Annotated in this window: 24 protein-coding genes; 3 read left to right on the forward strand and 21 right to left on the reverse strand. The window is 69.8% G+C overall.

Annotated features, from left to right (window positions below; genetic code table 11):
• Positions 1-20: 20 nt before the first annotated feature.
• Genes OG982_RS26495 through OG982_RS26505 form a run of 3 tightly spaced genes read right to left on the reverse strand, consistent with a single transcriptional unit; the run spans position 21 to position 840 of the window.
• On the reverse strand, positions 21-179 hold the full coding sequence (locus OG982_RS26495) for a DUF6126 family protein (RefSeq protein ID WP_168714664.1): 159 nt from the start codon (positions 177-179) through the stop codon (positions 21-23).
• Complete coding sequence (locus tag OG982_RS26500) at positions 176-379, reverse strand: hypothetical protein (RefSeq protein WP_266847427.1); 204 nt, start codon at positions 377-379, stop codon at positions 176-178. The genes OG982_RS26495 and OG982_RS26500 overlap by 4 nt, the downstream gene beginning before the upstream one ends.
• Positions 376-840: an ATP-binding protein gene (locus OG982_RS26505; RefSeq protein WP_266949339.1), complete on the reverse strand. Its 465-nt coding sequence runs from the start codon at positions 838-840 to the stop codon at positions 376-378. The genes OG982_RS26500 and OG982_RS26505 overlap by 4 nt, the downstream gene beginning before the upstream one ends.
• A 58-nt stretch (positions 841-898) precedes the next feature.
• Here OG982_RS26505 and OG982_RS26510 point away from each other — a divergent pair, with 58 nt between their 5' ends.
• The gene (locus OG982_RS26510) at positions 899-1,063 is read left to right on the forward strand and encodes a hypothetical protein (protein WP_266949340.1); all 165 of its coding nucleotides are present in this window, start codon (positions 899-901) and stop codon (positions 1,061-1,063) included.
• A 282-nt stretch (positions 1,064-1,345) separates the two neighbouring features.
• On the opposite strand, the gene OG982_RS26515 is transcribed toward OG982_RS26510, so the two are convergent.
• Positions 1,346-1,741: an NAD-dependent epimerase/dehydratase family protein gene (locus tag OG982_RS26515; RefSeq protein ID WP_266949341.1), complete on the reverse strand. Its 396-nt coding sequence runs from the start codon at positions 1,739-1,741 to the stop codon at positions 1,346-1,348.
• Positions 1,742-2,116: 375 nt separating this feature from the next.
• The gene (locus OG982_RS26520; RefSeq protein WP_266949343.1) at positions 2,117-3,445 is read right to left on the reverse strand and encodes an HNH endonuclease; all 1,329 of its coding nucleotides are present in this window, start codon (positions 3,443-3,445) and stop codon (positions 2,117-2,119) included.
• Between the two features lie 221 nt (positions 3,446-3,666).
• Here OG982_RS26520 and OG982_RS26525 point away from each other — a divergent pair, with 221 nt between their 5' ends.
• Positions 3,667-4,599, forward strand: coding sequence for a DUF5655 domain-containing protein (locus tag OG982_RS26525; RefSeq protein ID WP_266949344.1), 933 nt, complete (start codon positions 3,667-3,669; stop codon positions 4,597-4,599).
• Positions 4,600-5,022: 423 nt separating this feature from the next.
• Here the strand turns inward: OG982_RS26525 and OG982_RS26530 are convergent, their stop codons facing one another.
• The 6 genes from OG982_RS26530 to OG982_RS26555 all read right to left on the reverse strand — a co-directional run bounded on the left by OG982_RS26530 (position 5,023) and on the right by OG982_RS26555 (position 15,565).
• Complete coding sequence (locus OG982_RS26530; RefSeq protein ID WP_266949346.1) at positions 5,023-8,541, reverse strand: DEAD/DEAH box helicase; 3,519 nt, start codon at positions 8,539-8,541, stop codon at positions 5,023-5,025.
• Positions 8,526-9,398 (reverse strand): hypothetical protein, encoded by an 873-nt coding sequence (locus OG982_RS26535; protein ID WP_266949348.1) that lies wholly within the window; start codon positions 9,396-9,398, stop codon positions 8,526-8,528. Before OG982_RS26535 ends, OG982_RS26530 begins: the two co-directional genes overlap by 16 nt.
• A gap of 516 nt (positions 9,399-9,914) precedes the next feature.
• On the reverse strand, positions 9,915-11,342 hold the full coding sequence (locus tag OG982_RS26540) for a hypothetical protein (protein WP_266949350.1): 1,428 nt from the start codon (positions 11,340-11,342) through the stop codon (positions 9,915-9,917).
• Positions 11,339-12,652 (reverse strand): CHAT domain-containing protein, encoded by a 1,314-nt coding sequence (locus tag OG982_RS26545; protein WP_266949351.1) that lies wholly within the window; start codon positions 12,650-12,652, stop codon positions 11,339-11,341. The genes OG982_RS26540 and OG982_RS26545 overlap by 4 nt, the downstream gene beginning before the upstream one ends.
• Positions 12,652-14,166: a hypothetical protein gene (locus OG982_RS26550; protein WP_266949352.1), complete on the reverse strand. Its 1,515-nt coding sequence runs from the start codon at positions 14,164-14,166 to the stop codon at positions 12,652-12,654. The genes OG982_RS26545 and OG982_RS26550 overlap by 1 nt, the downstream gene beginning before the upstream one ends.
• 31 nt (positions 14,167-14,197) lie before the next feature.
• Entirely contained in the window at positions 14,198-15,565 is a 1,368-nt protein-coding gene (locus OG982_RS26555) for a hypothetical protein (protein WP_266949353.1), read from the reverse strand.
• Positions 15,566-15,999: 434 nt separating this feature from the next.
• On the opposite strand from OG982_RS26555, the gene OG982_RS26560 reads away from it, so the two are divergent.
• Entirely contained in the window at positions 16,000-16,155 is a 156-nt protein-coding gene (locus OG982_RS26560) for a hypothetical protein (RefSeq protein ID WP_266949355.1), read from the forward strand.
• 340 nt (positions 16,156-16,495) lie between these two features.
• Here the strand turns inward: OG982_RS26560 and OG982_RS26565 are convergent, their stop codons facing one another.
• The 10 genes from OG982_RS26565 to OG982_RS26610 form a co-directional block, all read right to left on the reverse strand.
• On the reverse strand, positions 16,496-17,155 hold the full coding sequence (locus tag OG982_RS26565) for a hypothetical protein (protein ID WP_266949357.1): 660 nt from the start codon (positions 17,153-17,155) through the stop codon (positions 16,496-16,498).
• A 91-nt stretch (positions 17,156-17,246) separates the two neighbouring features.
• Positions 17,247-18,362, reverse strand: a complete 1,116-nt coding sequence (locus OG982_RS26570) for a DnaB-like helicase N-terminal domain-containing protein (RefSeq protein ID WP_266949359.1) — start codon at positions 18,360-18,362, stop codon at positions 17,247-17,249.
• Positions 18,362-19,603, reverse strand: a complete 1,242-nt coding sequence (locus OG982_RS26575) for a DNA cytosine methyltransferase (RefSeq protein ID WP_266949360.1) — start codon at positions 19,601-19,603, stop codon at positions 18,362-18,364. Before OG982_RS26575 ends, OG982_RS26570 begins: the two co-directional genes overlap by 1 nt.
• On the reverse strand, positions 19,600-19,788 hold the full coding sequence (locus OG982_RS26580) for a hypothetical protein (RefSeq protein ID WP_266949361.1): 189 nt from the start codon (positions 19,786-19,788) through the stop codon (positions 19,600-19,602). The genes OG982_RS26575 and OG982_RS26580 overlap by 4 nt, the downstream gene beginning before the upstream one ends.
• Before the next feature lie 255 nt (positions 19,789-20,043).
• The gene (locus OG982_RS26585; RefSeq protein ID WP_266949363.1) at positions 20,044-20,880 is read right to left on the reverse strand and encodes a hypothetical protein; all 837 of its coding nucleotides are present in this window, start codon (positions 20,878-20,880) and stop codon (positions 20,044-20,046) included.
• Between the two features lie 664 nt (positions 20,881-21,544).
• Entirely contained in the window at positions 21,545-22,354 is an 810-nt protein-coding gene (locus OG982_RS26590; protein WP_266949365.1) for a hypothetical protein, read from the reverse strand.
• Between the two features lie 202 nt (positions 22,355-22,556).
• Entirely contained in the window at positions 22,557-24,347 is a 1,791-nt protein-coding gene (locus OG982_RS26595; protein WP_266949367.1) for a type IV secretory system conjugative DNA transfer family protein, read from the reverse strand.
• Positions 24,348-24,386: 39 nt separating this feature from the next.
• Positions 24,387-25,163, reverse strand: a complete 777-nt coding sequence (locus tag OG982_RS26600) for a DUF317 domain-containing protein (protein WP_266949369.1) — start codon at positions 25,161-25,163, stop codon at positions 24,387-24,389.
• Positions 25,160-25,573 (reverse strand): hypothetical protein, encoded by a 414-nt coding sequence (locus tag OG982_RS26605; RefSeq protein WP_266949371.1) that lies wholly within the window; start codon positions 25,571-25,573, stop codon positions 25,160-25,162. The genes OG982_RS26600 and OG982_RS26605 overlap by 4 nt, the downstream gene beginning before the upstream one ends.
• Positions 25,570-26,400: an acetyl-CoA carboxylase biotin carboxylase subunit family protein gene (locus OG982_RS26610; RefSeq protein WP_266949373.1), complete on the reverse strand. Its 831-nt coding sequence runs from the start codon at positions 26,398-26,400 to the stop codon at positions 25,570-25,572. The genes OG982_RS26605 and OG982_RS26610 overlap by 4 nt, the downstream gene beginning before the upstream one ends.
• Positions 26,401-26,404 lie beyond the last annotated feature (4 nt).

Here is a 26,404-nt window from a genome sequence, read left to right on the forward strand (position 1 = left end):
GCCCCATTTCGGTCCCGGCCTCACTTCTGGGCGTGCTGCCCCAGGTAGAACAGCAACCAGATGAACCCGGCGAACACGTGCGTGCCGAAGATGTAGAAGAAGGCCCGCATCGCAACGCCCTTCTCTTTCCACTTCTCGTGCTCCGCCGCCGTGTCTCTCTCGGGCAGGTTGTCCGTCATGACGCGTCTTCCTTCCTGGTGCTCGGCTCCTCGACAGGGCGGCGGCACGGGCGGACGCGGACCTGCATGCCGTGTTCGCCGGCGTACTCGATGACGGCCGCGACTTCGCCGGCCTCTACCGTGCGAACCTCCGGCTCATGGCCGGTTCCGAGGTAGGTGATCTCGTACAGCTGTACGTCCCTTTGGTTCCTGCTGGTCACGGTGTGCCTTCCGGCAGGATGAAGCGGACGACCACCGTTTTGCCGTGCCCGCCGGAGGAAGGCTCGATACGGACGTCGCCGCCGAACGTGCGCGCCAGGTCAGCCACCGTGCGCAGCCCCTGCCCGGAGGTCCGACCAGCATCGGCCAGCGTTATCGGGCGCGGGTCCAGGTCCTCGACCGAGACCACGAGCAGGTGCTCGGCCATGTGGAGAGTCACCTCCGCATCCGGGGAGTCCTGAGCGTGCCGGACGGCGTTGGCCACCAGCTCGCTGACCACCAGGAGCACGGCGCCGAAGAGCGCGCAGGAGCTCTCCAGGCCGAAGAGGACCAGGGACCGTTCGCTGCGCTCGCGCGCGGCCCGCACGGAACCCGGCACCAGCGGCACCGTCCACACGTGCTTGAGCGCCTCGACGGCCGATTGCCCGCTGGGGTGCCGGGCCATCACCGACGCCTCGGACACGCCAGTGACACTGTCTGGTTCACCGGCTGTCTCCGGCTTCGGTGGCCACGCCGTGATCGTGGGCCACGCGCAATGCGTCCTCCAGCTCCTCCGCGGCCTGTGCCTCCTCGAAGGCATCGTCAGCTTCCTGTGCAGCCTGGAGACGAGCCCGCGCCACACGGGCCCGTTCCAGCGCCGCTTCCTCGAACCCGGCCACACCGCGACCCCCGTCCGCCATATCTAGAACTAGTGAATTGCATAACTCTGCAAGTCTAGCGGGTGTGGGACCGTTGGGAGGTTCACCGGCCGTGGATGATCAGGGCACCTTGCGTACCATCTGGCGGGTCAGCTCGTAGCGGGCGCCGACTGCGGCCAGGCAGCCATCGTCGACCCGGGCGGCGAGGTCCGGCTCGGCGGCGAGGTCCGGCTCGCGGCGAGGCGTGCCCGGACCCGGCGGACGTTCTCGGTGACCGCCGCACATCGCCTACCTGGCGGACCGGATCCGACCGGCAATCGACCACAGTCTTCAGGGTGAAGCCCGGATCGACGCAGTCGCTGTGAGCACGGCTTTGACGTAGCCGACGGTGTCGCGTGGACTCGGCCACGTCGCCAGGTGGCGGGGCTCGGTGGGTGCCTGCTCGAAGCTGCCGATGCGCAGGAAGACGGCGGACGGCCCGCACTTGTCCGCGTACAGGCGCCCCAGAGCCTCGACCGCGACCTTGTTCACCCCGTACAGGCCGTCCGGGTGTACGGGCTCCTGTGGCCCGGTGAGGTGCTGCGTCGGGTAGAAGCCGGTCATGAGGTTGCTGCCGGCCGGCACCACCCGCCCGATTCCGTTGCACTTGGCGGCTTCCAGGACGTTGTGCGTGCCCCGCGGAGCGAGTTGCAGAGCCTGAGCCGTCCCGCTACGCCGTGCCACCACGCGTGTCAGAGGGCGTCGCCTGCCTCGCCCCCGGGCGGGAGTCTGGTCCGTGACTGGTCCGGGAGGCGTGACTGAGCGGCTCCTTTCCGCACTTAACGTGATAGTCCTGTGTCGATGGGTGACGCTTCGGAACTGCCTTCGGGAGGGTAATTTCCGTTCCGGGAGCTCGACTTGGCGCTCTAGAAGAACCCAACTGCTTTCGGGGAATAGCTGCAATAAAGGTTCTTCGTCTGCTGGTGGTACAGCAGTTGCACCCATGCTGACCAGGTCAAACGGTAGTTGGCGCGGCATCCTGGCGAGGGTTGGTCCGGGAATGGTCCGGATCTTGGTGTGTCTACGCCGCCTCGGGCCATGTCTGTGCTGACGTAGGTGGCGTCAGCCCTCATCCCGGACGGGTAGTGCCGCTGCCTCGAACACGGACAGGTGCTGCGTGAGGCAGGGGACCAGGTCCGGATCTTGGTAGCAGCCGGCAGCGGATGCCGCCTGGTAGATGTCGGCCAGGTAGAACTCGCCGAGCGATACGACGCCCCGGAGGCCTTTGAAGAACCTGGCGGTTTCCTCCACCGTCGGCTCGACCATGGTTGACGCTGTGTAGGCGACGCGCCAGAGTTCGGCAGCCTTCGACTGCCAACCACTGACCCCTGTCACCTCAAGTTCGGAGTCGGACAGTCCGTGATATATCCGAGCCGACTTGTGCGTCCCCGCGTGACTGGCCGCCCGCACGAGGCGGTGCACGTTGATCTCGGCGTCGAGGAGGTTGCCGATCTGCTCCCTGACCCACTTGCGCTGTATGTCCGTGGGGCCACCGACGATCTTGCCGCCCCATTCTTCATCACCCGGGACCCACGTAGTTGGCCATGCTGAGTTCCATGCGCGGGTGACCGCGTCGTGGTCCATGTCCCGCCGTGCTTCGGCAAAATTGCTCATCCCGAAGTAGGTGGCGTACTGAGCGGCCTGAACGATCAGCTCGGGATCCGTCAGATCGGCCTCAGTAAGGCCTGCGAGGCTTTCGCGGAACTCGTCGACCTGTTTGGGGGTCGGGGCGTCCTCGCCGTCGCTCAAACCGCAGTGCCACACCGCAAACGCTGCCTCGAGCACCGCTTGACGCATGTCGAGATGGGCGGGCGGCCGGGTGGCACCGACGATCCGCCGGGCTCCGTCCTGTAGGACGCTGACTTTGTTCCACGCAATGCCGCAGCAGTACTTGAACTTGTTGGGGTCGAGGACCTTGTCGTAGCCCATGGCGGTGTCGATGATCTCGCCCCAGACCCAGGCGGGCAGTCCCGCGACTCGAAAGCGTTCGACGCTTGGCTTCCAGTCGCCAGGCAGCTCGATGGCTTTGCGGTCGTCGCCTTCGCCGTAGCCCCAGCGGTTCCACTCCTTCAGGAATGCGACGCGGTACTCGAGCTTGGGCTTCTCCTGTTCGAGAAGGTTGTCGGCGGCCTGCTGCATGGCGGCGGCCCAACGGAGGGCGTCGTCGGCGACGTTCTTGACCAGGGCGCTGTCGACGGTGGCGGAGCTCTTCCCGCTGTTGCAGGGCTCGCAGCTCGTGACGAGGTTGTCGGGGGTGTCCGTGCCGCCAAGCGCAACGGGGGTGACATGGTCGACGCGCAGTGGGACGTCGGGCGCGGAGGCGCCGCAGTATCGGCAGGTGTGGTTGTCCCGGCGGAGGACTTCGTATCGGAGGCGTTTGGAGACGGCCATGGAGCATTCTCTCTGGCTGTCGAGGGTGCGGTCTAGCCGGAGGTTCGGTGTGCGGCTCTCTGAGCCCAGGAAGCTGTGACTAGTACCGCGGAGCGTATGAGCAACCGGCCCTTCGTGTAGCCAGAGAGGCCGGCCCCCTCCTGCGCGTCGCAGCCGGCAAGGGTGAGGCAGGGGCGGGTCCGGGATTGGTTGGGACCTTGGTGTGCCTGGACCTGGCGGAAATGACTGTCGACCTGCGGGTGTTATCCGTCGGCACGTGTGACAAGGGGGCGTTGAGTCTGAAGCTGTTCTACACGAAGGACGGCGTGACCGAGGTCATGCAGAGGTTGGCCGAAGCTGAGGCCGATGTACAGAGCCTGGTCGAGGGAGCGATGGAGGCGATGCTCGGAGCGCGATTCCTTGCCTCCGAGTACAGCACCGGACCCGCGCACGGTGGACGCATTGACTCGCTGGGGCTCGACGAGAACGGTGCTCCGGTGATCATCGAGTACAAGCGCGCCACCGACCCCGGCGTGCTGTCGCAAGGGCTTTTCTACATGGCCTGGTTGATGGACCACCGCACCGAGTTCCAGGCGTTGGTCCGCGAGCGTCTCGGGATGACGGCGGCGTCGCAGATTCTGTGGAGCGCGCCCCGGATGATCCTGATCGCCGGCGACTTCACCCGCTACGACCTGCACGCCGTGCGGGAGCACCGCCACTCGATCGACCTGGTCCGCTACCGGCTGTACGGGGAGCACCACATTGGCCTGGAGACCGTCGCCTCGTCGCAGGGCAAAGTGCCGCAGCGCCGCCGACGCCGAAGCGACGATGGGTCTGTACCCGTTCGTCGCGCGAGCGAGGCGATGGCGGACCTGGCGATGGCCGTGGACCAGGCGCTGTTGGGGCTTGGCGGGGACGTGGCGAAGATCCAGCGCCAGACGTACGACGCGTACCGGCGGCTGCACAACTTCGCCTGCGTCACGAGCCGCCAAGACAAGGTCCTCGCGTACCTGAAGGCGGCGCCGACCACTGTCGATCTTGCGCCGGGATTCACCAGGGACGTGACGGGGCTTGGGCATCACGGCACCGGCGACCTGGAGGTCCAGCTGCGCTCGGACAAAGACCTCGAACGAGCGATGGAGCTGTTCCGGCTGTCCTACGACGCGGCGGCCTAGGCCGGCGGAGTCGGCGTTTGGTTCGAGGTTTCGGTATTGGGCCTTTCGGTAGGGCGGGCGAGGACGTGGCGGTGGAGTAGTCCATCTTCCGCACGATCCCCGGTTTCGGAAACCGGGGATCGTGCGCTATATATCGCCCATCGGTGCCGCGCGGGCCTCCTTCCGCGGGGTGCCGGGCCCTCCGAGATCGCCTGGGTGCTCTGCGCCAACATCGAGCGTGCGCACCGCCGAACAGGCAAGACGACCCCATGACGGAGCGGGCCCGGTCAGCGGTCTCGGATTTGCTCGATGCGCTGAACTGACCGGTTGGGCAAGGACATCAGGTGAAGCCCTTGATGTGCGCCAGCCACTCCTGGAACATCCCGGATGACAACACCCCATCGGGCGGGGCCGCCCGAGCCCGCTGGCCTAGCGGGCCGGTGGCTACCGGCTGCGGCGGGTGGTGATGAGTTGCCCGTTGTGGAGGCGGTGGTCGAGTTCGAGACCGCTATCGAGCATCGCGAGGACGTCGAGGTGGCGGTCGGCCGGCACGGTCGCCACCCGGCTCCGGTCGCGGCCGACGCGGATGGTTGGGTGGCGCTCACTGGGCCGTGCGACGTCGACCGGGCCGTCGGGAGTCCCCGGTACCAGCCGGGTCAGCGGAGTGGTGGTGGCGCGGTCGTCGAGAAGCCGGTTGATCGGGTCGGAGGGAGTGCGAACGTAGTCGAGGAGGTCCTGGATTTCGTAGTCGCTCGCCCCGTACTGCTGCGCCCAGCCATCGATGTGGTGTTGGGCAGTCCACCGTCGGAGGTCGGCTGAGCGGTGCCCGAGACGGGCGGCGTCGCGGCCGAGGAGGTGAGCGATGCGCCGAGAGGTGACTCCAGAGGTGAGGAGGGTCAGGGCCTGTTCGGTGTCGACGCCGTGCCGGATGTGCCAGGCGGTGTGCGTGTTCAGCCTGGGAGCGCCGGGGGAGAGCGTGGGGCTGGTGTTGACCAGGTTGATCAGGGCGCCAACAGTCCAGCTCAGGGCGTGCCCGAAGGCGGTGCTGATGTTGCGTACCGCCTGTTCGAGCGCCCACGCGGCGGGAATATCGGACTGCCAGGAGCGGGCGAGGTCGGGGATCGGGGTGCCGGAGATCCACTCGCGGAGCGCGGGGGCGATCGGGACGCTCATCTGCGTGCCCCGGGTCTCCTTGTCCTTGAAGCTCCAGGTCTTGGTGACTTCCGGGAGGTGCTCGAGCAGACGGTCGAAAACCTGGTGCTCGGTGAGGAAGTCGAGGGTGCGCTGCAGCGGCCACTCCGCCGGTTCAGTGCGCCAGTCGCCCCCAGCGGTTCCGGCGGCGTCGTCCACCGTGTGCCGGTTGAGCAGCACGGCCAGGTGCTTCGCGAGCCAGTCGAGGTAGCGGGCCGACCCCAGGCTGGTGCCGGTCCCAGCCCACCGGCCGGCTAGGGCGGGGTCGGTGCGATCGAACACAGTCGCGACCTGGTCCGAGAGGGTGAGCCACCGGCTGGTGGTCCGCCCGTTGCCGGTCTGGGACAGGGCGAACAGCGCGTCCAGGGCGTCGAGGGGTCCGCCCTGCGACGCCGGCGAGGCAGCGTGGAGGTGCAGGACGAGCCAGACGAACGAGGCGAAGTCCGCGGCGACGCCGTCCGCCAGCGCGAAGACTCCGTCTGCGTCCTGCCGCAGGGCGTCCTCGGCTGCGGCGAGATCGGCGAGGGCCTCGCTGGTCAGCAGCGTGGAGACGACGCTCAACTGCTCCGAGTCGGGGTTGAAGGTGTCGAACTCGGTGGTGCGGGGCGGGTAGGGACGGGTCAGGAAGATCCAGCCCTCGCTTTCCCGGCCGGCCCGCCCGGCGCGGCCAATCGCGTTGAGGAGTTCGGCAGGGGACAGGGCGCGCTGGCCCTCGTAGGTGAGCGGGTCGCCCTCGACCTTGTGGTGGATGATGACGGTGCGCACGGGCAGGTTGACGCCGTCGGTGAGGGTGCTGGTGCTGGCGATCGCCAGGAGATCGTCGCGGCGCAGCGCACCCTCGACGGCGTGCAGGACGTCCTCGGGCAGGGCGCCGTGGTGGTAGGCGACGCCGTGCCGGGTGCAGCGCACCAGCGGGTGCTCCTCGCCGAGGGTGTCGGCAAGGTAGTCGGTCAGGGCCGCGGTCTCGGGTCGCTCGGGCAGGCGGTCGGCGATGGCGAGCGCCGCGTCACGGGCCTCGCGCCTGGTGCCGACGACCATCAGGACGCTGCCGGAGTCGGTGAGCTCCGCAGCGCCGGCGGCGAAGACCTTGTAGTCGGCGATCCCGCCCTGAAGACGGGTCCGGGCGTTCCACCGACCTTCGGGGCCGGCGAAGCGCCGCGTGCCCACCTCGCCGGTGGTCAGCCGGGCGATGGTAGAGGAGGCGGTCGGCCGGACGGCGAGGAGGGTCTCGACCGGCACGGTGGCGAGCACTGGCGAGGGATGCTTCGTCGTCGGCAGCCGCTCCGCCAGCTCGGCCTGCTCAGCCATCAGGTTCGGGTACATGAGGCCGTGCATCCGGCGCGGGCCTCGCCAAGTGTCGGTGAAGTAGACCTCCCGCTCGGGGCGCTGCGGGTCGAGCCACGAGGCGATGTCGCCCTTGTTGCCGACGGCCGCGGACAGCAGCACCAGCCGGATGTCGCTGCGGGCCTGCAGCAGCGCGAGCAGGCTCTCCAGCACGAAGCCGCGCCTCCCCTGGCCCAGGTGGTGGGCCTCGTCGACCACGACCAGCCCGACGTCGGCCAGCGCCTCGCCAGGGTTGTTGCGGATCATGTGCATGAGCCGCTCGGGGGTGACGATCTCCACGTCCCCACCGTCCGACTCGGCTGACGAGGCCCAGGTGCCTAGTGGGAACTCCGGCTGCTCCGCCGCCAGGCGCCGCCCGAGCACCCGCAGTCGGCCTCGCAGCGCCGAGCGCATCTCCCGCCCGAGACTGCGCATCGGCGACACGTACACAACGCGCCCGGGGCGCTGCGCCAGGTGCGAGCAGATCACCAGCTGGGCCATAAGCGTCTTGCCCGCGCTGGTCGGCACGCTGATCAGGCTGCGTGACGTCGCCGGATCGAGCGGGTTTCCGCGCTCCAGCTTCAGGAGCTGGCGCTGCGGCGGCCAGAGCGTCATCACCGGCGGCCTCGACAGCGCGAAGCTTCGCGCCACTGCCGGGGGAGTCCCCGGGGGGAGTAGCCGGTAGAGGCTGCTGGCCGACATCTCCCCGCTCAGCTGGAACAGGTGCGCGGCGACCCACCGCGCCAGCCGGTCACCCCGGCCGGCCGTCTCCGTCATCACGTCCAGTAGCAGCCGCTGTGCGGCCAGCAGATCCTGCTCCTCGCCGAACCCCAGGAACTGGTACAGATGGAAGACCGCCTCCACGACGGCCTCTGCCGGCCCGTACATGGTCCCGGTCAGGGACTCGCGGCGCATCACTGCCCGCACCCCGCGCAGCTGCCGCCGCCACGCCCGCAGCGCCCGGCCCAGCTCAGGCCGGTCGAAGCCGAGAAAGACCACGCCGGCCTCCACAGCCAGGGTGCCGATGTGCAGGCGGAGTTCACCGATGTGGTCGATGAGAGGACGGGCCTGTCGGTAGACGGCGGTGGCGTTCGGGTCCTGCTCGCTGCGCCGGTATCCGGCCTGCGCGGCGAAGGCGATCTGGAGCCGTTCGACCGCCGGTCGCCGTTCGTCGCCCAGGGCGAGGTCCATTAGGTGCGCGCTGGTGGCGAAGGCCTGCCGCACGCGTACCGCGTCGTAGCCGGGAGTATCCGGGTCGAGTGCGGCGAGGCCGTGCAGAAACCACGCGGTAGCGAGCGTCTCGTCCTCGATCTCCCGCTCACCGCGGAACGCCGCGACCTCCAACTCGGTCATCGCCGCTAGCAGGTCGTCCGCGCGGGGCAGCACCCCGCCCACCCGGTACTCGCCGAGCGCGGACGCGAGCACCTCCGGGTCTAGAGTGCGCTCCACACGTACCTCCTTACGGTCTTGGCGAAGTCCTCAAGATCATCGATCGCCACCACCAGGCCCTGCAGCGCTCCCACGTGGGTATGGGTGGTGAAGTGCAGGTGGGAGCGTTCGAAGGCCGTATCCGGAGTGTCCGCGGCATTGATGGCTACGCTGACCCCGCCGCTTCCCGACCCCTTCGCGTCCACCCACTGCCGCGCCATCGAAGCGACGAACACCCGGGTGTCGGGGGCGAGCTCCCGCCCTCCCCACGAGATCTGACCCAAGTACCGCGCGCCCCAGGTATTCAGCTGCTGCCATGCCTTGCGGATGGTGTCGCTCGGCTTCGTCTTCTCCGCGGTGAACTTCTTCATCTCCCACAACCGAAAGACGAACCCCAGCTCGCTGCCGGGCATGCGGTGGATCACCAGCCCGTCGGGCCCGCTGTCGGTTACCGTCGACGACGGCGGGTCCAGGATTTCCACGCTGCGCCCGGGTTCAGGGGGAAGGTCGCGGGTGGTGAGGTACCAGAGCCACTCGCCCACGTAGCCGGTAACACCAGTATCGTCGTTGGCCTCGAACACGGGACCCGCGTACAGAAGGACGTGCGCACGGTCGGGGCCGGTCAAAGTGGTGCCAGCCAGGACGTTGTCGCGCCAGAGCCGGTAGGCATGATCGTCCAGGTCGGTGCGGGCCCGCATCATCTCCTCCGCGATGATCCAGGCAGCCGCGGCGCGGCCCTCGGGCTCCTGGCCGATGGTCACCACCAGGTCCCATGGGCACAACTGCCCATGGCCGCGGCTTTCCCTCCGGGTGAGATCGACCAGGCGGCCGCCGACGGCCAGGGCGTGCTCCATCGCCTGCTGCGCAGGTATCGACACCCGTCCCACCTCCCGCTTTTATTCTGCGCCGGGACCTGGGGGCCGACACGGGCCACCCTATCGAGCGGGAAGATCGCCGCGCAGCCTCCTGCGGAGAAATCGTCGAGTGGCTCACCGAATGCACCGTCCTGCCGTTCGCTCGCGATCTCCGGAGTCAACGAGCAAGACGGCCAGTCCTGATTCCGCTCGTCGAGGCGATCCCGTCGATCCGCTGGCGCGCCTGCGGCCCTTGTCGGGTTGGTATCGCGGGCAGATTCTGTGCCGGTGGAGACATGGACCTCACCGTCGCGAAGGGCCGCCCACTGAAGGACCTCCCGGGCACACGACTATCGGTGACCGCTCGCATCAACGCCCCGCTCGGCACCGGGAGATCGCCTAATCGAATCGGCTGCCGACGAAGGCACGGGGTCCCGGGGCGAAGTCAGCGCCCGATCGCGAACGGTGGAAGCGGCGCGCTCCTTTCAGCGACGCAGTACCTGAAAGCGCCTCGTCCGCTTCACGACATAGGACGCGGCTTTACGGAACGGCCGTAGCCCGGCAGGGCGGCAGGGAAACCGTCGGGTCGCCCAGCAGGACCAGGCTTTGGCGGTCGAGCGCGGCGAGGCGGATGCGTCGCATCTCATCAAGGACCCTGGTGTCGGCGTCGTCGTTGAGCCGTGCCTGCAGTGTGAACCACTTGTAGTACAGCTGGCCGACGTCTGCCCGGTAGTCCGCGAACGCATGGGCGAGCGGTACACCGTCGTACAGCTTGCTGGACAGGGCGTTGACGATCCGTCCGCCGAGGATCTGGCCGGTCGATTTCACCTGCAGCGTCCAGCTGAAGGTCGGCTCGACATGACCCAGCACGGCCCGGACCGGGTTCTTCCGGCCCAGTACCTCCAGTGCCGCCGGAGCCACGACCGGACCGCATTGGGCCACGGCTTCGACCGTGGCCGCGGCGGGCCACTGTGGTTCCAGGAGCGCGGTGTACAGACTGGCGCCCGCGCCGCCCGCGGAGCAGCAGGCTTGGGCGAACCAGATGCACCCGCCGGGCAGGTCCGCGGAGAGCTGTTCCACCGTGACCGGCACACGGTTCTGGTCGACCGGCAGGCCCAAAGTGGCCCGCAGCGCGTCCGGGTCGTCGAAGGGCTCCACGAGCCCGTGGCTGGAAGTGACCACGAGGCCTGGGCGGGTCGTCCCCAGCGCTTGGGAAAGGGCGCTGCCGGTGGCCTGGGGACCCACGATCTCCTGGAAGCCGGCGAGCGGAGGCGGGCTCAGCGCCTTCGCTAGCGGATGGCTGATCACGGTCCGCATCAAGCGCGTCATGACATCGCCGCAGTCGACGGTCCACACAAGGGCCTGGTCGGGCACGGCCTCAGCACCCTCCCAGTCTGTGATCAGGGCGTGGACGTAGCGGTCCAGGGCATCGCCTTGGAGGGGGATGCGGCCGACGGCGTGCCGCGTCCCGAGCGAGTACTGCACGGACCACGGGATGGCTTCCGGGCCGCCGATGATGGCCACGTACTTGGGAAGGCAGTCATTGGCCACGCCGAAGTCGGAGAGCCCGATGGCCGGGTCGTTGAAGGGGGAGCCGTCCGCGTAGTAGCGGCGGAGGTGGTCATCGCCCAGGCCGGCGTCGGGGCTCCAGCGCAGGACCACGCTTCCTTCACGGGCGGCGAGCAGGTCCTGCACGGGCCCCGGGGCATCCGCGCCTGCAGCCTTCTGCGCATCGGTGAACCGGTCGCTCTCGTCGTCCCGGAGGAGGACCCCGTACCCCACCTTGGGGTCCCGCCAGGCCGTCATGGGCGGGTCGGGACCGAACTCCAAGACCTGCTGTTCCTGCGGCATACCGTCCTGCCCCTCGCCCCACCAGGCGGCCTGTGCGCCCAGTTGTCCGTGTGCCTCCTCTGTGCCGGTCCATGCGTTGAGGCGGATTTCGGACGGCATGGGGGTGGGCGTGTTCATGGCTCCGCGGCGATGCGCGCCTGGGTCTGCGCAATCCGCGTCTCCACGTAGTCCCTCACCCGGGGTGGGGTGGTGTCCGGGAGGCTGTCGCGGTACTCCTCCCAGAACTTGAGGTAGCCGAGGAATTCGACCTTGCGGAACGAGCCGGGATGCACTCGGAACGGGCTGTGCTGTACGTAGAGCACGGGATAGGTCCACGCATCGGTCCGCTCCGGATCGGACCCGGCGAGCACTTTGCGCGGTGGGGTCAGGGCCGCCGCCCACTCGATCACCGGAACTTCACCGTCTTGGACCGCGGTCAGGATGGTGGACACCACCGCCGGGTAGAACGTTTTGCAGAACCGGTCGGCGACGCCGAGGCTCACCGTTCGGCGCATACCGACCGCTGCCGGTATGCCGAGGGAGACCAGTTCATGGGCCAGGGGCCGCGTTTGCACGGCGGCCGCGGTCTGGCAACCGCCCAGGACCACCAGCCACGGCGCACACGCCTTGAGGACGCACGCGAGGTCCTCCGCCGAAAGCAGGAGTGAGCCTATACCAGCCGGCTTGCCGACCTTCTGCGCAGCGTAGTCCGCCACCGTGGCGAACGAGAACACAGGCTCGTTGGCCCTGATCCCGCCGTGGCCGAGCAGGTGCAGGATGTGCGGTCTGGCCGCCGTGATACAGCTGGTGAGACCCGGTTCGGTGCCCGGCAGCGCCTGGACGGTGATCACCGGCCGGTCAGCCTGGCCCTCGGCCCGTTGTGCCTCCTCCTCTTCGGCAGCCCTTGCGACTGCCAGGAGTTCCTCCTGCGCGCTGATGATGTGGAGGTGCACCCCGAGCGCTCTCGCGTCACCGGTCCTGGCCGCGTTCAGCAGCCCGGTCAGTTGTGCCGTGCCGTCCCGCCCTGCGGCGGAGAGCACCGCGACGATGCGCAGCGGTGGCACGAAGCCGCAGGGGTCCACGTCCTGCTGGATCCGTGCGATCCGCCCGATGGGCCACCTGCTGAGGGCGCAGAATCGTTCCCCGTCATAAAGGTGCTCCCACGGCACCGCGTCGGCAGGGGTGGAGACCATGTGGAAGTAGAGCGGGCTGGCGGTGCCGATCTGCTGGGCAAACGCGTTATCCAGGCCTTTTGCCACCGGTGGGTGCTGTGACATTAGTGCACGGAGGGCCGCTCCGTACTCCGCCAGCGAGGGCGGGCGGTCTGCGGGGACGGCGGGCAGAGTTGTGTACTCCAGCTTGCCGATGTCCGGGATCTTCACCGGGCAGACGGCCAGCTTCATCAGTGTGCGCTTGCCTCGCTGTTCGAAGGCCACGACTGTGCGCATCACTCCTCCTCGGCCTGGAGGTAGTCGTCATCGACTCCGAAGCTGTCGACGTGGAGGTGATCCCGGTAGACCTGGGCCTGGGTGAGCCGGCGCAGTTCACCGAGGGCCTGCGCCATGCCCCGGTCGTACGCCTGCTTCATCGGCGGGGTCTCGCCGGGGACGGCGGCCGCCTCAAGCAACTTTGCGGCCTTCGCCTCCAGATAGCGTTCGGTAGCTGCCGCCCAGGTCGGCACGGATGCAGCCGAGGCATAGCGGGCCACGATCTGCTCGTCGTCCGGCACGGCCTGAAAGGCCGGAGTCAGCTCCTGACTGGTAGCGGCGTCACCCATCGAGGTGCGTCCGGTGAGCCAGCCCCGGTTCGGCTGGTCGGGGTCTGGCCACGCTTCCCCGAGCAGGGCGCCCACCCGCCGGGGCTGGAGATGGCAGAAGAGGGAGGAATGTTGGGGGATCGGTTCCGACCCGGACGGGTCGCTGAGGAACGCGTGCGCTTGGGCCAGCGCCTCGCCGCGCCGGTCGTTCCCCAAGTCGCTGTAGAACGTCGGGCCGGCCCGGTGCCGCCCCAGCGCATCGGCCAGCAAGCGCGTGGCGGCATCACACGGGTTGTCCTCAGCAGAGCCCACGCACAGCGTCGATGCGCCGACCCTGTCGGCCAGTTGCTGCAGGTCGTTGACGGTCACGTAGGCGCAGTCGTCAGGGTCGGCGGGCCTCCGCGGATCCGGACTCATGGTCAACACCGGCCGACCGCCGTCGTACGCGGCAGGGGCGACCACATACAACGCCCGTACGGCCCTGCCGCCGAGGGCGGAGGCGATCCAGTCCGGCCACAGGAACTCGGTGGGTGCTTCGGCGGGACTGTCTGCCTGAGGAGCCTCGCTCACCGGGAGGTCCCACCCTGCCGGCACCGCATCCGTGACCGGGTACAGGTGTGCTTGGACCTCGTACTTGGGAATCAGCCTGCTCAAACCCTGGTACGTGACTCCGTCCGCGAAGACGTGCGCTTCCACTCCCGGCCCGATCATCCGCTGCAGCATTCCGATGAACTCGGCCACGTAGTGGGGCGCCCAGTGGGTCTCCGGCGCCTGGTTGTGCGGCATCGCGTTTACCACGATGCCCACGCTCCACACCCGCCCCAGGTCGGCGGCCACAGGCAGCAGATCCGGCACCCTGAGCACGGGCCGGTCGATCTGCGGGATGAGCTCACGCTCCCAGGGAACGGCGCCCAGATGGCCGTACGGGGGAACCAGGCGCAGCCACATGCCCCAGGGGCTGCCGGCACGCTGCGCCATGAACGGAACCACGGTGTCCAGCAGTTTGGCCGGCACGCCGGCACCGGTCGTCGGCTCGCTGTCCGCGCTAAGCCCGTACTCGGTGACTGGCAGCCGGACCGGCTCGCCGTAGGTGCGCTCCGCTCCGTCGGGGTAGCCGACCAGCTCGGCGACGACTTCCGGCACGGTGTGCGCGAGGTCGAGCCGGACGCGGAGTATCGACCTGTGCCCTCCGCCGTGGGGTTCCATCGCAAGCTCCGGATTCCGGTGTAGTCCGTCTTCAGTCGCCCCGGGTGAGGTCGTGCAGCGCCCACCAGGTGAAACGGTTGCTGATCTCGCCGTGCCCGCGAATGGGCACCTCGCCGTCGACCTCGGCTCCTCCCTTCATGGCGATCACCCGCGCTCCTTCGGCCAGCGGGTAGTGCCCCTTGCCGGGGGCCACCGCGTCACATGTGGTCGACTGTCCGTCTAGCCCCAGCGGACCGAAGCCGCCGAGCGCGCCGTACCGGTACGTGTCCCCGACCGCGGCGGTCTCCGGCTGCTCGCCGAGGTTCCTTCCGCGCATCGCGAGGTGGAAGACGTTCGTGAGCGGCTTGTCACTGGAGGAGAACGTGGTCAGGATCGGCTGTTCGACCTTCGCCAGCACGGAGTGGTAGCCGCCTGGCTGCCCTGTCCCCACGACCTTTGGAGCGAGGCACCAGCGATTGACGGCCGGCTGGAGCAGCAGCATCGAGTGCGCCGACCGCCCGGCGGCTGCGGCGCTGAGGGCGGAAAGTACGACGCGGGCTCCGAAAGAGTGGCCGATCAGGTGCAGGCGCACGGGTGGATCGCGGTGCAGGATGCGCTCCACGAGGGGGGCGACGCCTTTGGCGCCGACCACCCCGGCGCGTGCTTTCATCTGCCAGACCGAGGCGACGCGCAGGATGTCTCGCGGATCGTAGCCCACGCCCGCGGGGGCGGGCGGGCCGCCCCTGCCTCCGCTGCCCACCGGGCCGAACGAGCCGAGGTCTTCGGAGGGTTCTGGCATCGGCTCGCCGCCGAGTTCGGTCCAGATGTCGAGCAGCCCTGCCACGTCCGGGGGCGCCGACCCGTCGTCCGGGTCAGTCGTCGCGCGCAGATTCCGCAGGACGATGGCGGCCACCTTCTCGGCGGTCATCTTGTCCACGGCCGTGCGTCCGTCCACGGCGTCGACAAACGCGCGGTCTTCGTCGGCGTTCATCTCGGCGGTGGCCAGCGCGAGAAGTTCCTCCTGCTCCGCGGCGGCGGGACCATCTGGATCGGGCGGGCCCGCGATCACAGGGCCGGTCTCCCAGGGCATGACGAAGCTGGTCGACGGCCAGATAGCGCCGACCAGTAGTGGCCGGTAGGGGCCGGGGCCGGGGTCGGCAATCCTGAACTCGGCCCGCTGTGCGATGTATCCGGCGGCGAAATTCCGGTAGCGGTCGAGGGCCTTAGCGAAGATGTTGTTCCAGCCGTGGGCGAAGAAGTAGACGTCCGTCGCCTTGGCGAGCCTTTCCTCCACTTCGGCTTCGGCGGCCGGACTGCGAAGCAGGCCGTCCTTTCCGTAACGAAGCAGGTAGAGGTCGACCGAGGCACCACCGCTGATCGGGAGAGTTTGGAACGGACCGGCCATGGCGGTCTCCTGCACGCCAGGCTGCACCCCGTTGCAGCGATCTTGATTCCATGCTCCACCCGACCCGCGAGTAGCACAAGCGGCAACTGGTCCCAAGCCGCCGCCGCGCCCAGGAGCGGTTCTCGAGGGCAGGACCGCTGCTGACGAAGAAGGCCACCTGGACCTGATCGCCGATCACTGGGAAGACTGCTGCGGCTGGCGGGGGCGCTGAAGTACGGGACGCCAAGCCCCCTGATCGTCGGCAAGCTTTCGGCGTCTTGCCGGCAGAACGCGCTAGCCGCCGCGCTGAAGGAGTGCGGGCCATCCGCAGAACGATCTACGCGGCGAAATACCGGCAACCGAACAACGGCGATTCCTTGCATGCCCTGCGCCGCCAGCTCCACTATGCCCAAAACCAAGGTCACCCGCCGTCAGCCCGAGCGGCAGAACGAGCAGGCGTGGTGCTTGGCGTGGTGACGAACGCGGTGGTCTGCTGGCACAGCGTCTACGCCGGATCCGGCAACGACATGATCAGCGGCGGAAACGGCGCCGACGCCCTCAACGGCGGTCCCGGCACCGACACGTGCTCCGCTGGCCCCGGCGACACCGTCACCACCTGCCCGTAACGAAGACCCGACGTACCCGGGGCGGTCTCGGTGACCGTCCGTCGTGTGCCCGCCCCACTGCCCTGCACCCCGTATTCACAGTGGGGCGGCTTGAGCCCGACGGCGAGGCCGACGGAGCTTGCGTGGCCGAACTCGTCGGCGACGTCCTGGACGGTTGACCTGCCTCCCAGGAAGGCGGGGGCTGCCGCCGTGGTCGACCATGGGCCGCAGCGGATTGTCGGCGGTCCGACGAGGTAGCTGATTCGGTATTTCAACGCCCTCTGCCAGTTCTACTGGGCGCGGCGAAACGAGGCCTTCTCCGGGTCCTGTGGCGGGACTGACACAAAGAAGGACGCGGCAGTCATTCGGACGCCCGCCTGAGCGTCGCACTTGGCGAACGGTGCCAACTTGCGTGCGCAGTCACAGGCGTGACAGGGGCTGGGGTTTCGGGGGATACCGGGACTGTTGTGCTGTGGAGGGCTTGACGGACGCGCTGTTCGAGGTCGGTTTGCGGGGCGGGGCCAGGACGGACGGCGACGGTGTAGAGGCTGTAGAACTCCGCGAGTGCCTCGGCTTCGGTCTCGAAGGTCATAGCCACCTGCCGCAGGTGGTCTTCGCCGTGCAGGTGGACATGGCGCCGGACACCGGTGGCGTACGTCCCCACGGCGACGGTGGTCTGGCCGTCGTCGGCGTGAAGGTGGATGATCAGGCGGCCTTCGGCGATGTCGTCGTGGATGCGCTGGGCTTCGGCGCTGACCTCACGTACTTCGTCGCGGGTGCACCAGGGGAAGGGATAGTTGCCCCAGGTCCATTCCGTGTCGATCTCTCCTTGAAGGGCCGTTTCGATCTCGACGGTGAAGCCGTATCGACTCAGCTGCTTGGCTGAGGTGTTCGCGTAGTACGGCTCCTCGTGGTCGATGCGGGCGAGGACCATGGTGTCCGGTCCGATGCTGCGGAAGCCGAGGTCGTACAGGTGAGAGCGGGCGGCGTCGCTCGTGGAGCCCGACGTCGTGGCGATCACGGCCGGGTGGTGGTCTGGGTGGAGGGCGAAGCGGATGTGCGCGTCGGCGGGGGCGTGAGGCATGAGGGGCTTTCGGTCGGGGCGGGAATGGTCATCGGCCTGGCCGGGCTGGGGTTCGTGCGGCGGGGCCGGCTCGTACGGCCGGAGTCCGAGGGGCGGCGGACGGGCGGGATGGGGGCTTCGCGCCGGGGTCGTTGGTGGCGTGGTGCCAGCGGGTCCGGACGGAGGACAGTGCGGAGAGTGCCCGGCGGCTGCCGGTGGCCAGTTGGTGGACGGAGCTTGCCTCGTCCGACGTCAGCGTCGCGATCCGGGCGGCGACCGTGACGGCCTGACTGAGGAGGGCGCGCTGGAGGATCTTCTGGCCCCAGTGCTCGGGTGCCCCGGCGGGATGGGAGACCAGGTCGAGGACCTCGTCAGGGCCGAACCCGGCGTGAAGCAGGCCGCGTTGCTGGGCTTCCCACAGCAGGGTGATGGGGTCCACGGGCGCCCCTCTGCGGGCGAGGGCGGTCAGGCAGGCGAAGAGGGCGGCGTGCACGGGGACGGTGAAGTCCCTTTCGTGTAGCCAGCGCATCCTCGGTAGGTCGTCGGGGCGGCCGGTCGCTGCGGCCAGCAGCATCCGTTCCTCGTCTTCCGCCTCCGCCGGAGCCTCGGCTGCCGGGTCGGGTGCCGCCGGGGTTCGGGGCATCGACCCGGGGTGAGAGGGGAAGGCCGTGGCCAGCTCGTCGAGGTAGACGGCGAGCTGGTCGGCGCGGGCCAGTACCGTTCCGGCCGGGTCGGGCCCCGGAGTGCGGGCGGCCTGGGAGAGGAGCCCGGCGTGCCGGCGCAGGAGACGGCGGGCATGTCCGGAGCGGACCATCTGAGCATAGGCCGGGGCATGGGCGTCTGTGGGACAGTTGCTGATGAGGATGTGCAGGTAGGCGGCTGTCAGGGCGCGGGTCTGGGCGGCGGCGAGGAGCTGGTTCGGCCACACCGGGCTGGTGCGGTGGACCTCGGGCGTGGGCGGGGGCACCGTGCGCATCGCCGCGAACAGGCTGCCGTGGGCGGCGCTGGAGAAGTGCTCGGGCTCGAGCGGGCCGATGGTTTTCAGGCGGGCGGGTACCAGGAGCAGGGCGCCGAGCAGGGCCTGCTCGGCGTAGTGGACCACGGGCAGAGGTGCCGGATCGCCGAGGAGATCCTCCTCGGCTGCGGCGCGGGCGTGGTCGGTCATCACGCCGCCAGGACGAAGTCGTCGCGGTTGAGCGTGCGTTCCACGTGCGGGGCGATCAAGTGCCCTGCGAGCAGTGGGGGGACGGCGTTGCCGATCTGGGAGAAGCGTTGGCCCTTGGTGCCCTGCCAGGGGTAGGACGCCGGGAAGGTTTGCAGGATCCCGGCTTCCTCTGCGGTGATCCGGATTGCCGGCGCCGCGGCGGCGGAGCCCAGGGTCGTGGTGGAGCGGGTGGTCCAGATGCATTCGTTGGCGCGGTTGCCGAAGAACAAGGTGGCGGCCGGCTCGGTCACGGGGCGGACGGCCGCGTTCGCCTGGCTGTTGCTGCGCAGAACCCAGTCCGGTCCGGCCGTGCAGCGCGGCGACGGCCGGGCCCCTTCCCGGCACCTGCACGGCGAGCTGGCCTTGGAGCTCCGGGAGGGTTCCATGCGGGGCGGGGGGCTTTGCCAGGCGCCGCGGTCGCGGGCGTCGGACAGCGTCTTTCGGGAGCCGGACGGGAAGGGTTCGGGTCCGCCCCCGGGTCCGCCGCCGGCGCACACAGTGGGCACGGGCCCGTCCGTGCGGCCCCAGCCCAGGGCTTCGGCCATGGACACCCATCGCTGGCGGCCGGGTCCGAAGAGGGATTCCTGCTCGCCGAGCTTGGCGTGCGTGGGTTCGGGCGGGGCGGCCCGACGAGTGCGGGAGGCGATCAGGATCGCCCTCCTCCTGGTCTGCGGTACGCCGTAGTCGGCCGCGTTCAGGATGCCGCTCCAGGTGGAGAACCCCCAGGTGCGCAGCACGGCGGCGTACTGCTTCCACAGCGGTGCGACGTCGGGCACCTCCTCCATCAGCACCCACTCCGGCTCGCCCGCGGTGTGGAGGGCATGGAGGTATCGCATGGGCTCGGCGGCCAGTAGCGACCGCGGGTCCTGGCAGGCGGCAAGGAGCTGGGGCCGGGTGTCGCGGCCGACCGCGAGGTCGGCGACCGCCTGGTGGACGAGAGGCTGGTCGACAAGACCGAGGCGCTTGCCGGCCATGCTCCATGCCTGGCAGGGCGGGCTTGCTATCAGCCCGCGGGTTCGCCCCACGAAGGGTCGGACCGGGTAGAGCGCGACGTCGGTACGGATCGTGGTCTGCCCGACTGCGGCGCGCGTCTTGCAGGCCCATTCGTCCCACTCCAGGCCGACGTCGCGCACACCCAGCACGTGCAGGGCGTGCCCCCAACCGCCCGGACCGGCGAAGAGGTCCACGATGAGGTCCCTCATACGGCCAGCCCGAAGTCGTCCCGTACCGGTTCGGGCTGCTCACGCCGGCAGGCCCACGGTGAGCAGCCGTCCACGACACCGGCTTCGAGAGCCTCCGCGTCCGGACCGGCGGGGGCGGCGATCTCGCGTTCAAGGCGGTCGAGGTGCTCGTACACCTTCTTGGGTTCCCAGCCGGTGTCCCACAAGACCGCGACGTCGATCTTGGGGAGGGTGCTGTCCGCGGACAGGCACCACAGGGCCGAGCTTTGTACCCCGGCACTCGGTGAAAGGGCGCGCAGGGCCGGGCGGAGGGTGGTGGCCGCCGTGCTGGTGGCCGGCTGATGCGGCGTGGTGGAGGTCTTGGTGGTCGTGGGGATGGCGGGTCCTTGCGGGTGGTGCCGCCCGCGGCGTGGGCGGCGTCGGTCATGGGCGGGGGCGGGAAGAGGGGGGAGACGGTTCCGTCAACGGCTTCGTGTCGGCGCCGTCGTCGCGGGCGCTGGTGGCACGGCAGGGGTGGCGTACACGGGGGTGGTGGGGGGAGCCGCGAGGAGGGTGGCGACGGCGGTCGTTCCGCCGGCGGTGAGGCGGATGCGGTCCTGGGCCGGGCCGTTGTCGTAAGCCGGTGGCGCGGTGGCGGGCTCGCGCGTGATCAGGCCCTTGCTTTCCAGGGAGCGCAGGGTCCTGATCCGGACGCGGCCGTCGCGGCTGTGGACGTACTGCCGCCCCAGGCTCTGGGCCATAACGACGTGGCCGCGGGCGGCTGCGTGGAGAGCAGAGAGTTCGGCGGCGGCCAGGCCGTCGGATGCTCCTGCCGCGGCAGGCCGGCGCCGCTGCGTTTCACGGGCGATGCCGGTGGCGGACTCGACGGCTGCCTCCGGAGCGAGTGCGGTCAGCTCCTGCGCCAGCTGCACCCAGCGGTCGACGCCGTCGGGCGGGCCGGTGCGTTCGGGGTCTGCTGGGGACGCGGCGCTGACCAAGGCCTGAGCTTCGGCCAGGTGGCGGGCCGCTTCGCTGCTGAGGTAGGCGATCTGCTTGATCCGTACCGTGGCGTCGATCAGGTCGGCGCTCGCGTACAGCTGCTGGTCCTGGACGGCTTTGACGGCCGCGAGGGACTCGTGTGCCAGCTGCGCCGCGGAGTTGGCGTGTGCACCCAGCTCTGGACCGGAGGTGTGGGTGGGTCGGAAGAGGGCGAGGGCGTCGTTGTGCCGGGTGTAGTTGCCAGCCAAGGAGAGGAGGAGTTCGACGGGTGTGCGGGGCTCGGGCACGTCGAACAACTGGTCGGCGGTGGGCTCGGTCATAGGCAGGAAGGGCCTTCGGGTGGGGCCGGGTGCCGAAACGCTCGGGACGCGGCGGGGCGGGGAGCCGGGAAATCCGGGAGGGGCGGGGAGGTGGGCCTCAGCAATGCGCGGGAAGTGCCACGTTCAGGGCTGCCGCCGAGGTCGGCTTCAGAGCCGGGATCGTGCAGCTGATGCGGCAGGCGCAGGGAGGCTGGGTGCCGGCGCGGCGGGCGTGCCGGGCTGCGTGAAGGCAGGCGCTAGCTGTTGGAGTTCGCCGGCCAGGTGCTGGGTGAGTGCCTGGCTGGTGACGAGACGGGCGTGCACCGTCTCTGGCAGTCGGTTCCAGCGGGCTTGGAGTCGGGCCCGTTCGATGAGCGCGGCGGCGGCCTCCAGCTGGGCAGAGACCAGGCCGAGCACGTTCGAGCGGAAGGCCGTACAGCTGGGCGTGCAGTGTGTTGGCGAGGCCGAGCACGGGTCCGCCGGAGGAACGGAAGTCGTAGCGGGACTCGGCGCTGCGCAGCAGGCCGAAGCTGACGGTCACGACGTGCGGCGGAGGCGGCGGGCTGGTGGAGATGCGGGTGGCGAGGGCGCGTGCGATGTCGGCGGGGGTGGGTGCGCCGACGTGGTTGGTGGGGGGCGTGAGATCTCCTAGGTGGGTACGGCGCGGTGGGGGTGGCCCGGCCGCTCAGCGACGGGCAACAGCCGGGCCTGCCAGCTTCGTTCTCGCCGGAACGGGGGGCGTGGCGGTGACGGAGCGGACCCGACGGGTACTGGCTGCGAGGAGAGCCTGGACGCCGGCGGTAGTGAGCCGCAGACCGAATCGGTCCTGGTGCTCCGGGAGCGGCGTGACGGTGATGAGCTGTTTGGTGGCGAGGGCGTCGACCGTGGCCGGCAGGACGTGCGAGGACAGTGGGGATACCACCTCCCGGATGCCGTAGTGCTCGCGGAATACGCCGTCGCCCCGCACCAGGGAGGCGAGCCCTTTGCGCTGGGCGTCGCTGATCGTGACGGTCTTGCCTCCCGCGCCCAGGCCCTCCCGCGCGGCGCGGATCTGGGCGTAGAGGAGGCCGTCGTGCCGCAGCAGGGCGGCGCGGATCTGCTCGACGGCCGACGGTGCTCGGGACAGCGGGGCGCGGGTCTGCTCCACGAGGCAGTCGGCGGAGGCGGCGTCGTCGTGAGCGAGAGCCGAGATGGTGTCCGCCGCCCGTGCGGCGGCGGTCGTGGCGGCCTCGGTCAGCTGGCGCAGGAGGGCGACGGCCTCCCGGCCGTCGAGGGTGGTCGGCGCGTCGCTCAGCGCCGCCTTGGAGAGCAGCTGGCCGCAGAGCAGCGAAGTCCGGTGCAGGGTGCCGCTGATCCGCACCATCTCCTCCAGCCGCCCAGGGCCCGCGCTGCGCTGCTTCTTGAGGCCGTCGAACCCGTACGCGGCATCGAGCAGCAGGTTGGTGAGGAGCAGTAGTTCCTCGTTGCTCGGGCCGAGGGCGAAGGACTGGGGCAAGGGGTCTCCTGGGATAGGGGAAGGCGGATGCCTGATGGCGCAGGTGCGGGCGATGGGGCGGCCCACCGTGGCGGCCGGTCGCCGTAGCCCGGTCTCGGCGGCGGCGCTGACGGCGAAGGCCATCCAGGCCGGTGGCGGGTGGCGGCGTCAGGCACGGATGAAGGCATTCGTGTAGCGGAACCGCAGGGTGTGAGGTGCGGCATCACGCGGCCTTCTTGAAGTCGGCTTGCGCAGGGGCGGCTTTGGCGACGGCTCGCGCTGTGATTGCGTCCGAGGCGGCTTTGGATGCGGCGGCCAGGTTGCCCGCACCCGGTTCGAGGTACCAGGGGCGCAGGTCGAGCGCGGCCGGGCGGAGCCCGGTGGCGAAGAGGAGGGCGGTGCCCTTGGGTAGTGCGCGGATCCGGTCCGCGGGCAGGATCCGCTCCTGCCGCATGCTGATCGAGGTGGACTTGCCCGAGTCGGAGATGGAGGTGGACTTCGTCTCGACGTCGTGGTCGCCGATCAGTCGACTGAGCTTGTCCGCGAAATCGGGATCGTCGATGCCGGCGCCGATGACCTTGATCGTTGCCGCCGACCACATGGCGTCCATGCCTGCGTCCGACCACACTTTCTGGCCCTGCCGGTAGCTCTGCAGGATCGTGATCGGGATGATCCCGCGGGAACCCAGGTGCGAGTACAGGTCCGGCAAGTCGGAGATTTTGCATACGTTTGCGGCCTCGTCGAGGATCGCGAGCATGGGCGGGTCGAGGCGTCCGCCGGTACGTTCGGCTCGGGTGGTCGCGGACCGCATCACCGAGTCCGCGCACGCCGCGATCAGCGCGGAGGCTCCGCCGCCACCGTCCTTGGAGAGCAGGAACAGTGTGTCGCTGGAGGCCACGAAATCGGCCGGGCGGAACTCCGGGACGTCCTTCTGTGGGGTCACCCAGGTGGCGATGTCGGCGCTGAGCAGGGCGGACGCGTACTGTCTCGCGGTCTCATACACGCCGTCTCTGGTTTCCGGCGGGCCCTCGACCGTTCCCTTCAACTGGGCTGCGACAGCGGTGAATCCGTGGTCGCGCAGGATGTCGAGGGGGCGCCGGTCGGCGGGGAAGGCCAGCCACTGCATCACGTCCGTGATCGGACGGTTGTCGAGGGCCGCGGCCAGGAACAGCTGGCTCAGGACGTTGCTGCCGGCCTTGGACCAGAAGTCCCCCTGCTGGCTCGCATCCACGGACGCGGCGAGGAAGTGTCCCGCCAACCGCCCCGCACCCTCCAAGGACTTCGCGTCCGCCAACGGGTTCCACCACATGGTGCGCGGTGCGTGGGCGATCTGCTGGGGGTCCATCGACCACACCCGACCCACCCGGCTGCGGGCGTCGAAGCAGGCCGTATAGGCGTCACCAGCTGCTTTGTTGCTGGTGAGGAGTACGGCGCCGGGCGCGGCCAGGATGGAGGGAATCGCCAGCGAGGTGGTCTTTCCGGAACGGGGGGCCATGATCGCGACCGCTACGTCCTCCCACCCCATCCGGACTTCGGTCTTGCTGCCCTGGAGGTTGCCAAGGAGGATCCCGGTGTCGGACGGGGCGATACGTTGGGCGTCCTTCAGGCTGGGGCGCAGGCTGCGGGCTTTGTCGGTGATCGCGGCGGCCAGGACCGGTGCGATGTCCTTGGCCTTTGCGGTGCCCACGATGCGGCGCTTCTTGTTGCCGCCGAACGTGGCCTTGTGGCGGCTCCACCACAGGCCGCTGGCGGAGGCAAGGGCGAGCAAGGCCAGGACGGGCAGGATCCGCGCACCGATCAGCAGGGACGTTTCTCCCAGGCCGGGCCAGAGCTGGTCGGGGCGTATGAGGGCGTCGGCGGGCCGGTAGGCGGCCCACGGGTGTCCGGTGAGCAGGGCGGTGAGGTTCCCGCCGAGCCAGGCGAGGTGGGCGAGGGGGATGGCGACGGCGAAGGCCCCGAGGAGGACCTTGAAGGCTATGTCGTAGCCGTCGGAGGAGGAGCTGGGCTGGGACAAGGGCGCGCGATTCCATGGAGGGGTCGGGGACGAAGGGGGTCAGCGGGTGCGACGCGGCAGCGATCCGCCGGGTGGCTGCGGCGGCAACGGTGTGCCGGTGCGGTGGGCGGCGAGGCGGTCGACCCTGTCCCACAGGGCGTACTCGGCCTGATGGGCGGGAACGCGTTCGCGGGCGATGCGAACGCTGTAGCGCAGGAAGGGGGCCATCTCCTTCTCGTCACGCAGCAGCGGCTCCGTGGAGACCATGCCGGCGAGGACCGCGGCGGCCAGGTGGGGCGGGGTGTGGTCGGAGAAGTACGACCGCCAGGCCGTACGGGCAGTGGGCTCGGAGGCCCAGGGGCCGTCGTGGGCCGTGACCTCGATGTTCAGCGCGCCGAGAGGGTGCCGGGAGACGGTGACGAATCCGTCGGGCGAGGAGATCTGGTGCTCCAGGACGGAGCGCTTCCAACCGGCCTGCTCCAGGACCTGCATCGGATCGGCCGCGCTGTCGGCCGGGCCGGTGGTGAGGGCGTCGGTGGCCGCTGCGACGATCTCGGCTGGTGTCCGGGCGCCGAAGCGCATGGTCCACGCCTTCTCGCCAGCGGTGGTCCCGGTGTGGTGCAGGGTCCACCAGTGTTCGTCCGGGTCCGGTGACAGCAGCAGTTCGGCCTGCCGGTCGCGGCGGGTGAGCCGTACGACCGGGCTGAGGGGGATGTGCGCGGGCTGCCAGCGGAATGCCTTCTGTAGCGGGGCTGTCACCCAGCGCGGGTCACCGCCGCCGGCCAGATACCGGGGGGTGACCTGGGCGAGTACCGGCGGCTTCTCGGGCTCGTTCACTCCCGCCCGCTGTCCGTGACGGCGACGGCTATGTGGTTCGCGGTGACCGTGCGGCGCGCGACGGCGAGTTCCAGGGTGTCGGCGTGGGTGGCGAACAGGCCGATGCGGGCGGAGTCGAGGTCGCCTGCGGGCGGCAGCAGGACCTCGTCGCCTTCCTCCATCAGCCAGGCCGGTCCGTGCACCCACCCGGCGGCCTCGGTGAACCCGCCGACGATGGCCCGCTCGGCGAGGGTGCCGGAGGCGGGGGCGTAGAGGACCTTGATGGCGACGGCCTGCTGCCGGGCGGGGGTGAGGTCGGGGGCCCAGCCGACGGCCAGGTCGGCGGCGATCCGCGGCAGGGACAGCCCCGTTGCCCGCCAGACCGCCCAGCCGATCCAGTCCCCGCCGATCCTCGTGTTGACCTCGATCACGCGCGGTCCGGAGGGGGGAGCCGCAGTTCCACGTGCTGAATGCCGTTCATGGTGCCGGTGGCCTTGACCGCCGCCGAGGCGATGGGCGCGACGGTCTCCAGCAGCTGGTCGCCGGCGGTGAGGGTGTGGCCGATTTCCTCGAACAGCGGCTCGGCCCCGAGTTCCTTGCGGGTCACCGCGACCGCGGTGGTCACGCCCTGGTACGTCACGCACTCGACGCTGACTTCCTCGCCGGATAGGTACTCCTCGACCAGGACGACGGTGTTGTCTCCGCCGTGGAGCTGGACCCCGCGGGTGGCGAAGGCGTAGGCGTCGGCCAGGTCCTCCTGCGTCTCGGCCTTGATGACGCCGATGCTGCCGCCGACCGAGGCGGGCTTGACGACGACCGGATAGCCGATGGCAGATGCTGCCGAGAGGGCCTCGTCCAGGGAGTTCGCCGCGGTGGACCGGGCCGACGGAACACCGTGGGCAGCGAACGCGGCGCGGCTGGCGGCCTTGTCCCGGCAGGTGCGGACCGACTCCACGCTGGTAGTGGCGAGACCGAGGTGCTCGGCCAGCCGGGCCACCGCAGTCAGGTGTCCTTCGGCCCAGGTCACCACGCCCGCGATCGGGCGGCGCTCGGCAAGCGCCTCACCAGCCGCGAAGAGGCCGGCCTCATCCTCGATGTCGCTGACGATCTCGTGGTCGACCACGTGGGGTCCTTCCCAGGTGATCGGACCGGTCGTGATGACGGCGACGTCGTAGGCATCGGCAAGCTGGCGCAGGCAGTAGCCGCGATAGATGTCGTCACCCGGGGCGACGACGAGGACGAACGGACGCAGGGACAAGCGG

The sequence above is a fragment of the Streptomyces sp. NBC_01551 genome (genome assembly GCF_026339935.1).
In the GTDB taxonomy this organism is placed as follows: Bacteria; Actinomycetota; Actinomycetes; order Streptomycetales; family Streptomycetaceae; genus Streptomyces.

What these genes read in the sequence shown, in the direction of transcription:
- OG982_RS26495 (WP_168714664.1), bottom strand. Translation starts at nt 179, where the DNA reads ATGACGGACAACCTGCCCGAGAGAGACACGGCGGCGGAGCACGAGAAG.
- OG982_RS26520 (WP_266949343.1), bottom strand. Translation starts at nt 3,445, where the DNA reads ATGGCCGTCTCCAAACGCCTCCGATACGAAGTCCTCCGCCGGGACAAC.
- OG982_RS26525 (WP_266949344.1), top strand. Translation starts at nt 3,667, where the DNA reads ATGACTGTCGACCTGCGGGTGTTATCCGTCGGCACGTGTGACAAGGGG.
- OG982_RS26540 (WP_266949350.1), bottom strand. Translation starts at nt 11,342, where the DNA reads ATGAACACGCCCACCCCCATGCCGTCCGAAATCCGCCTCAACGCATGG.
- OG982_RS26545 (WP_266949351.1), bottom strand. Translation starts at nt 12,652, where the DNA reads ATGCGCACAGTCGTGGCCTTCGAACAGCGAGGCAAGCGCACACTGATG.
- OG982_RS26550 (WP_266949352.1), bottom strand. Translation starts at nt 14,166, where the DNA reads ATGGAACCCCACGGCGGAGGGCACAGGTCGATACTCCGCGTCCGGCTC.
- OG982_RS26570 (WP_266949359.1), bottom strand. Translation starts at nt 18,362, where the DNA reads ATGACCGACCACGCCCGCGCCGCAGCCGAGGAGGATCTCCTCGGCGAT.
- OG982_RS26575 (WP_266949360.1), bottom strand. Translation starts at nt 19,603, where the DNA reads ATGAGGGACCTCATCGTGGACCTCTTCGCCGGTCCGGGCGGTTGGGGG.
- OG982_RS26585 (WP_266949363.1), bottom strand. Translation starts at nt 20,880, where the DNA reads ATGACCGAGCCCACCGCCGACCAGTTGTTCGACGTGCCCGAGCCCCGC.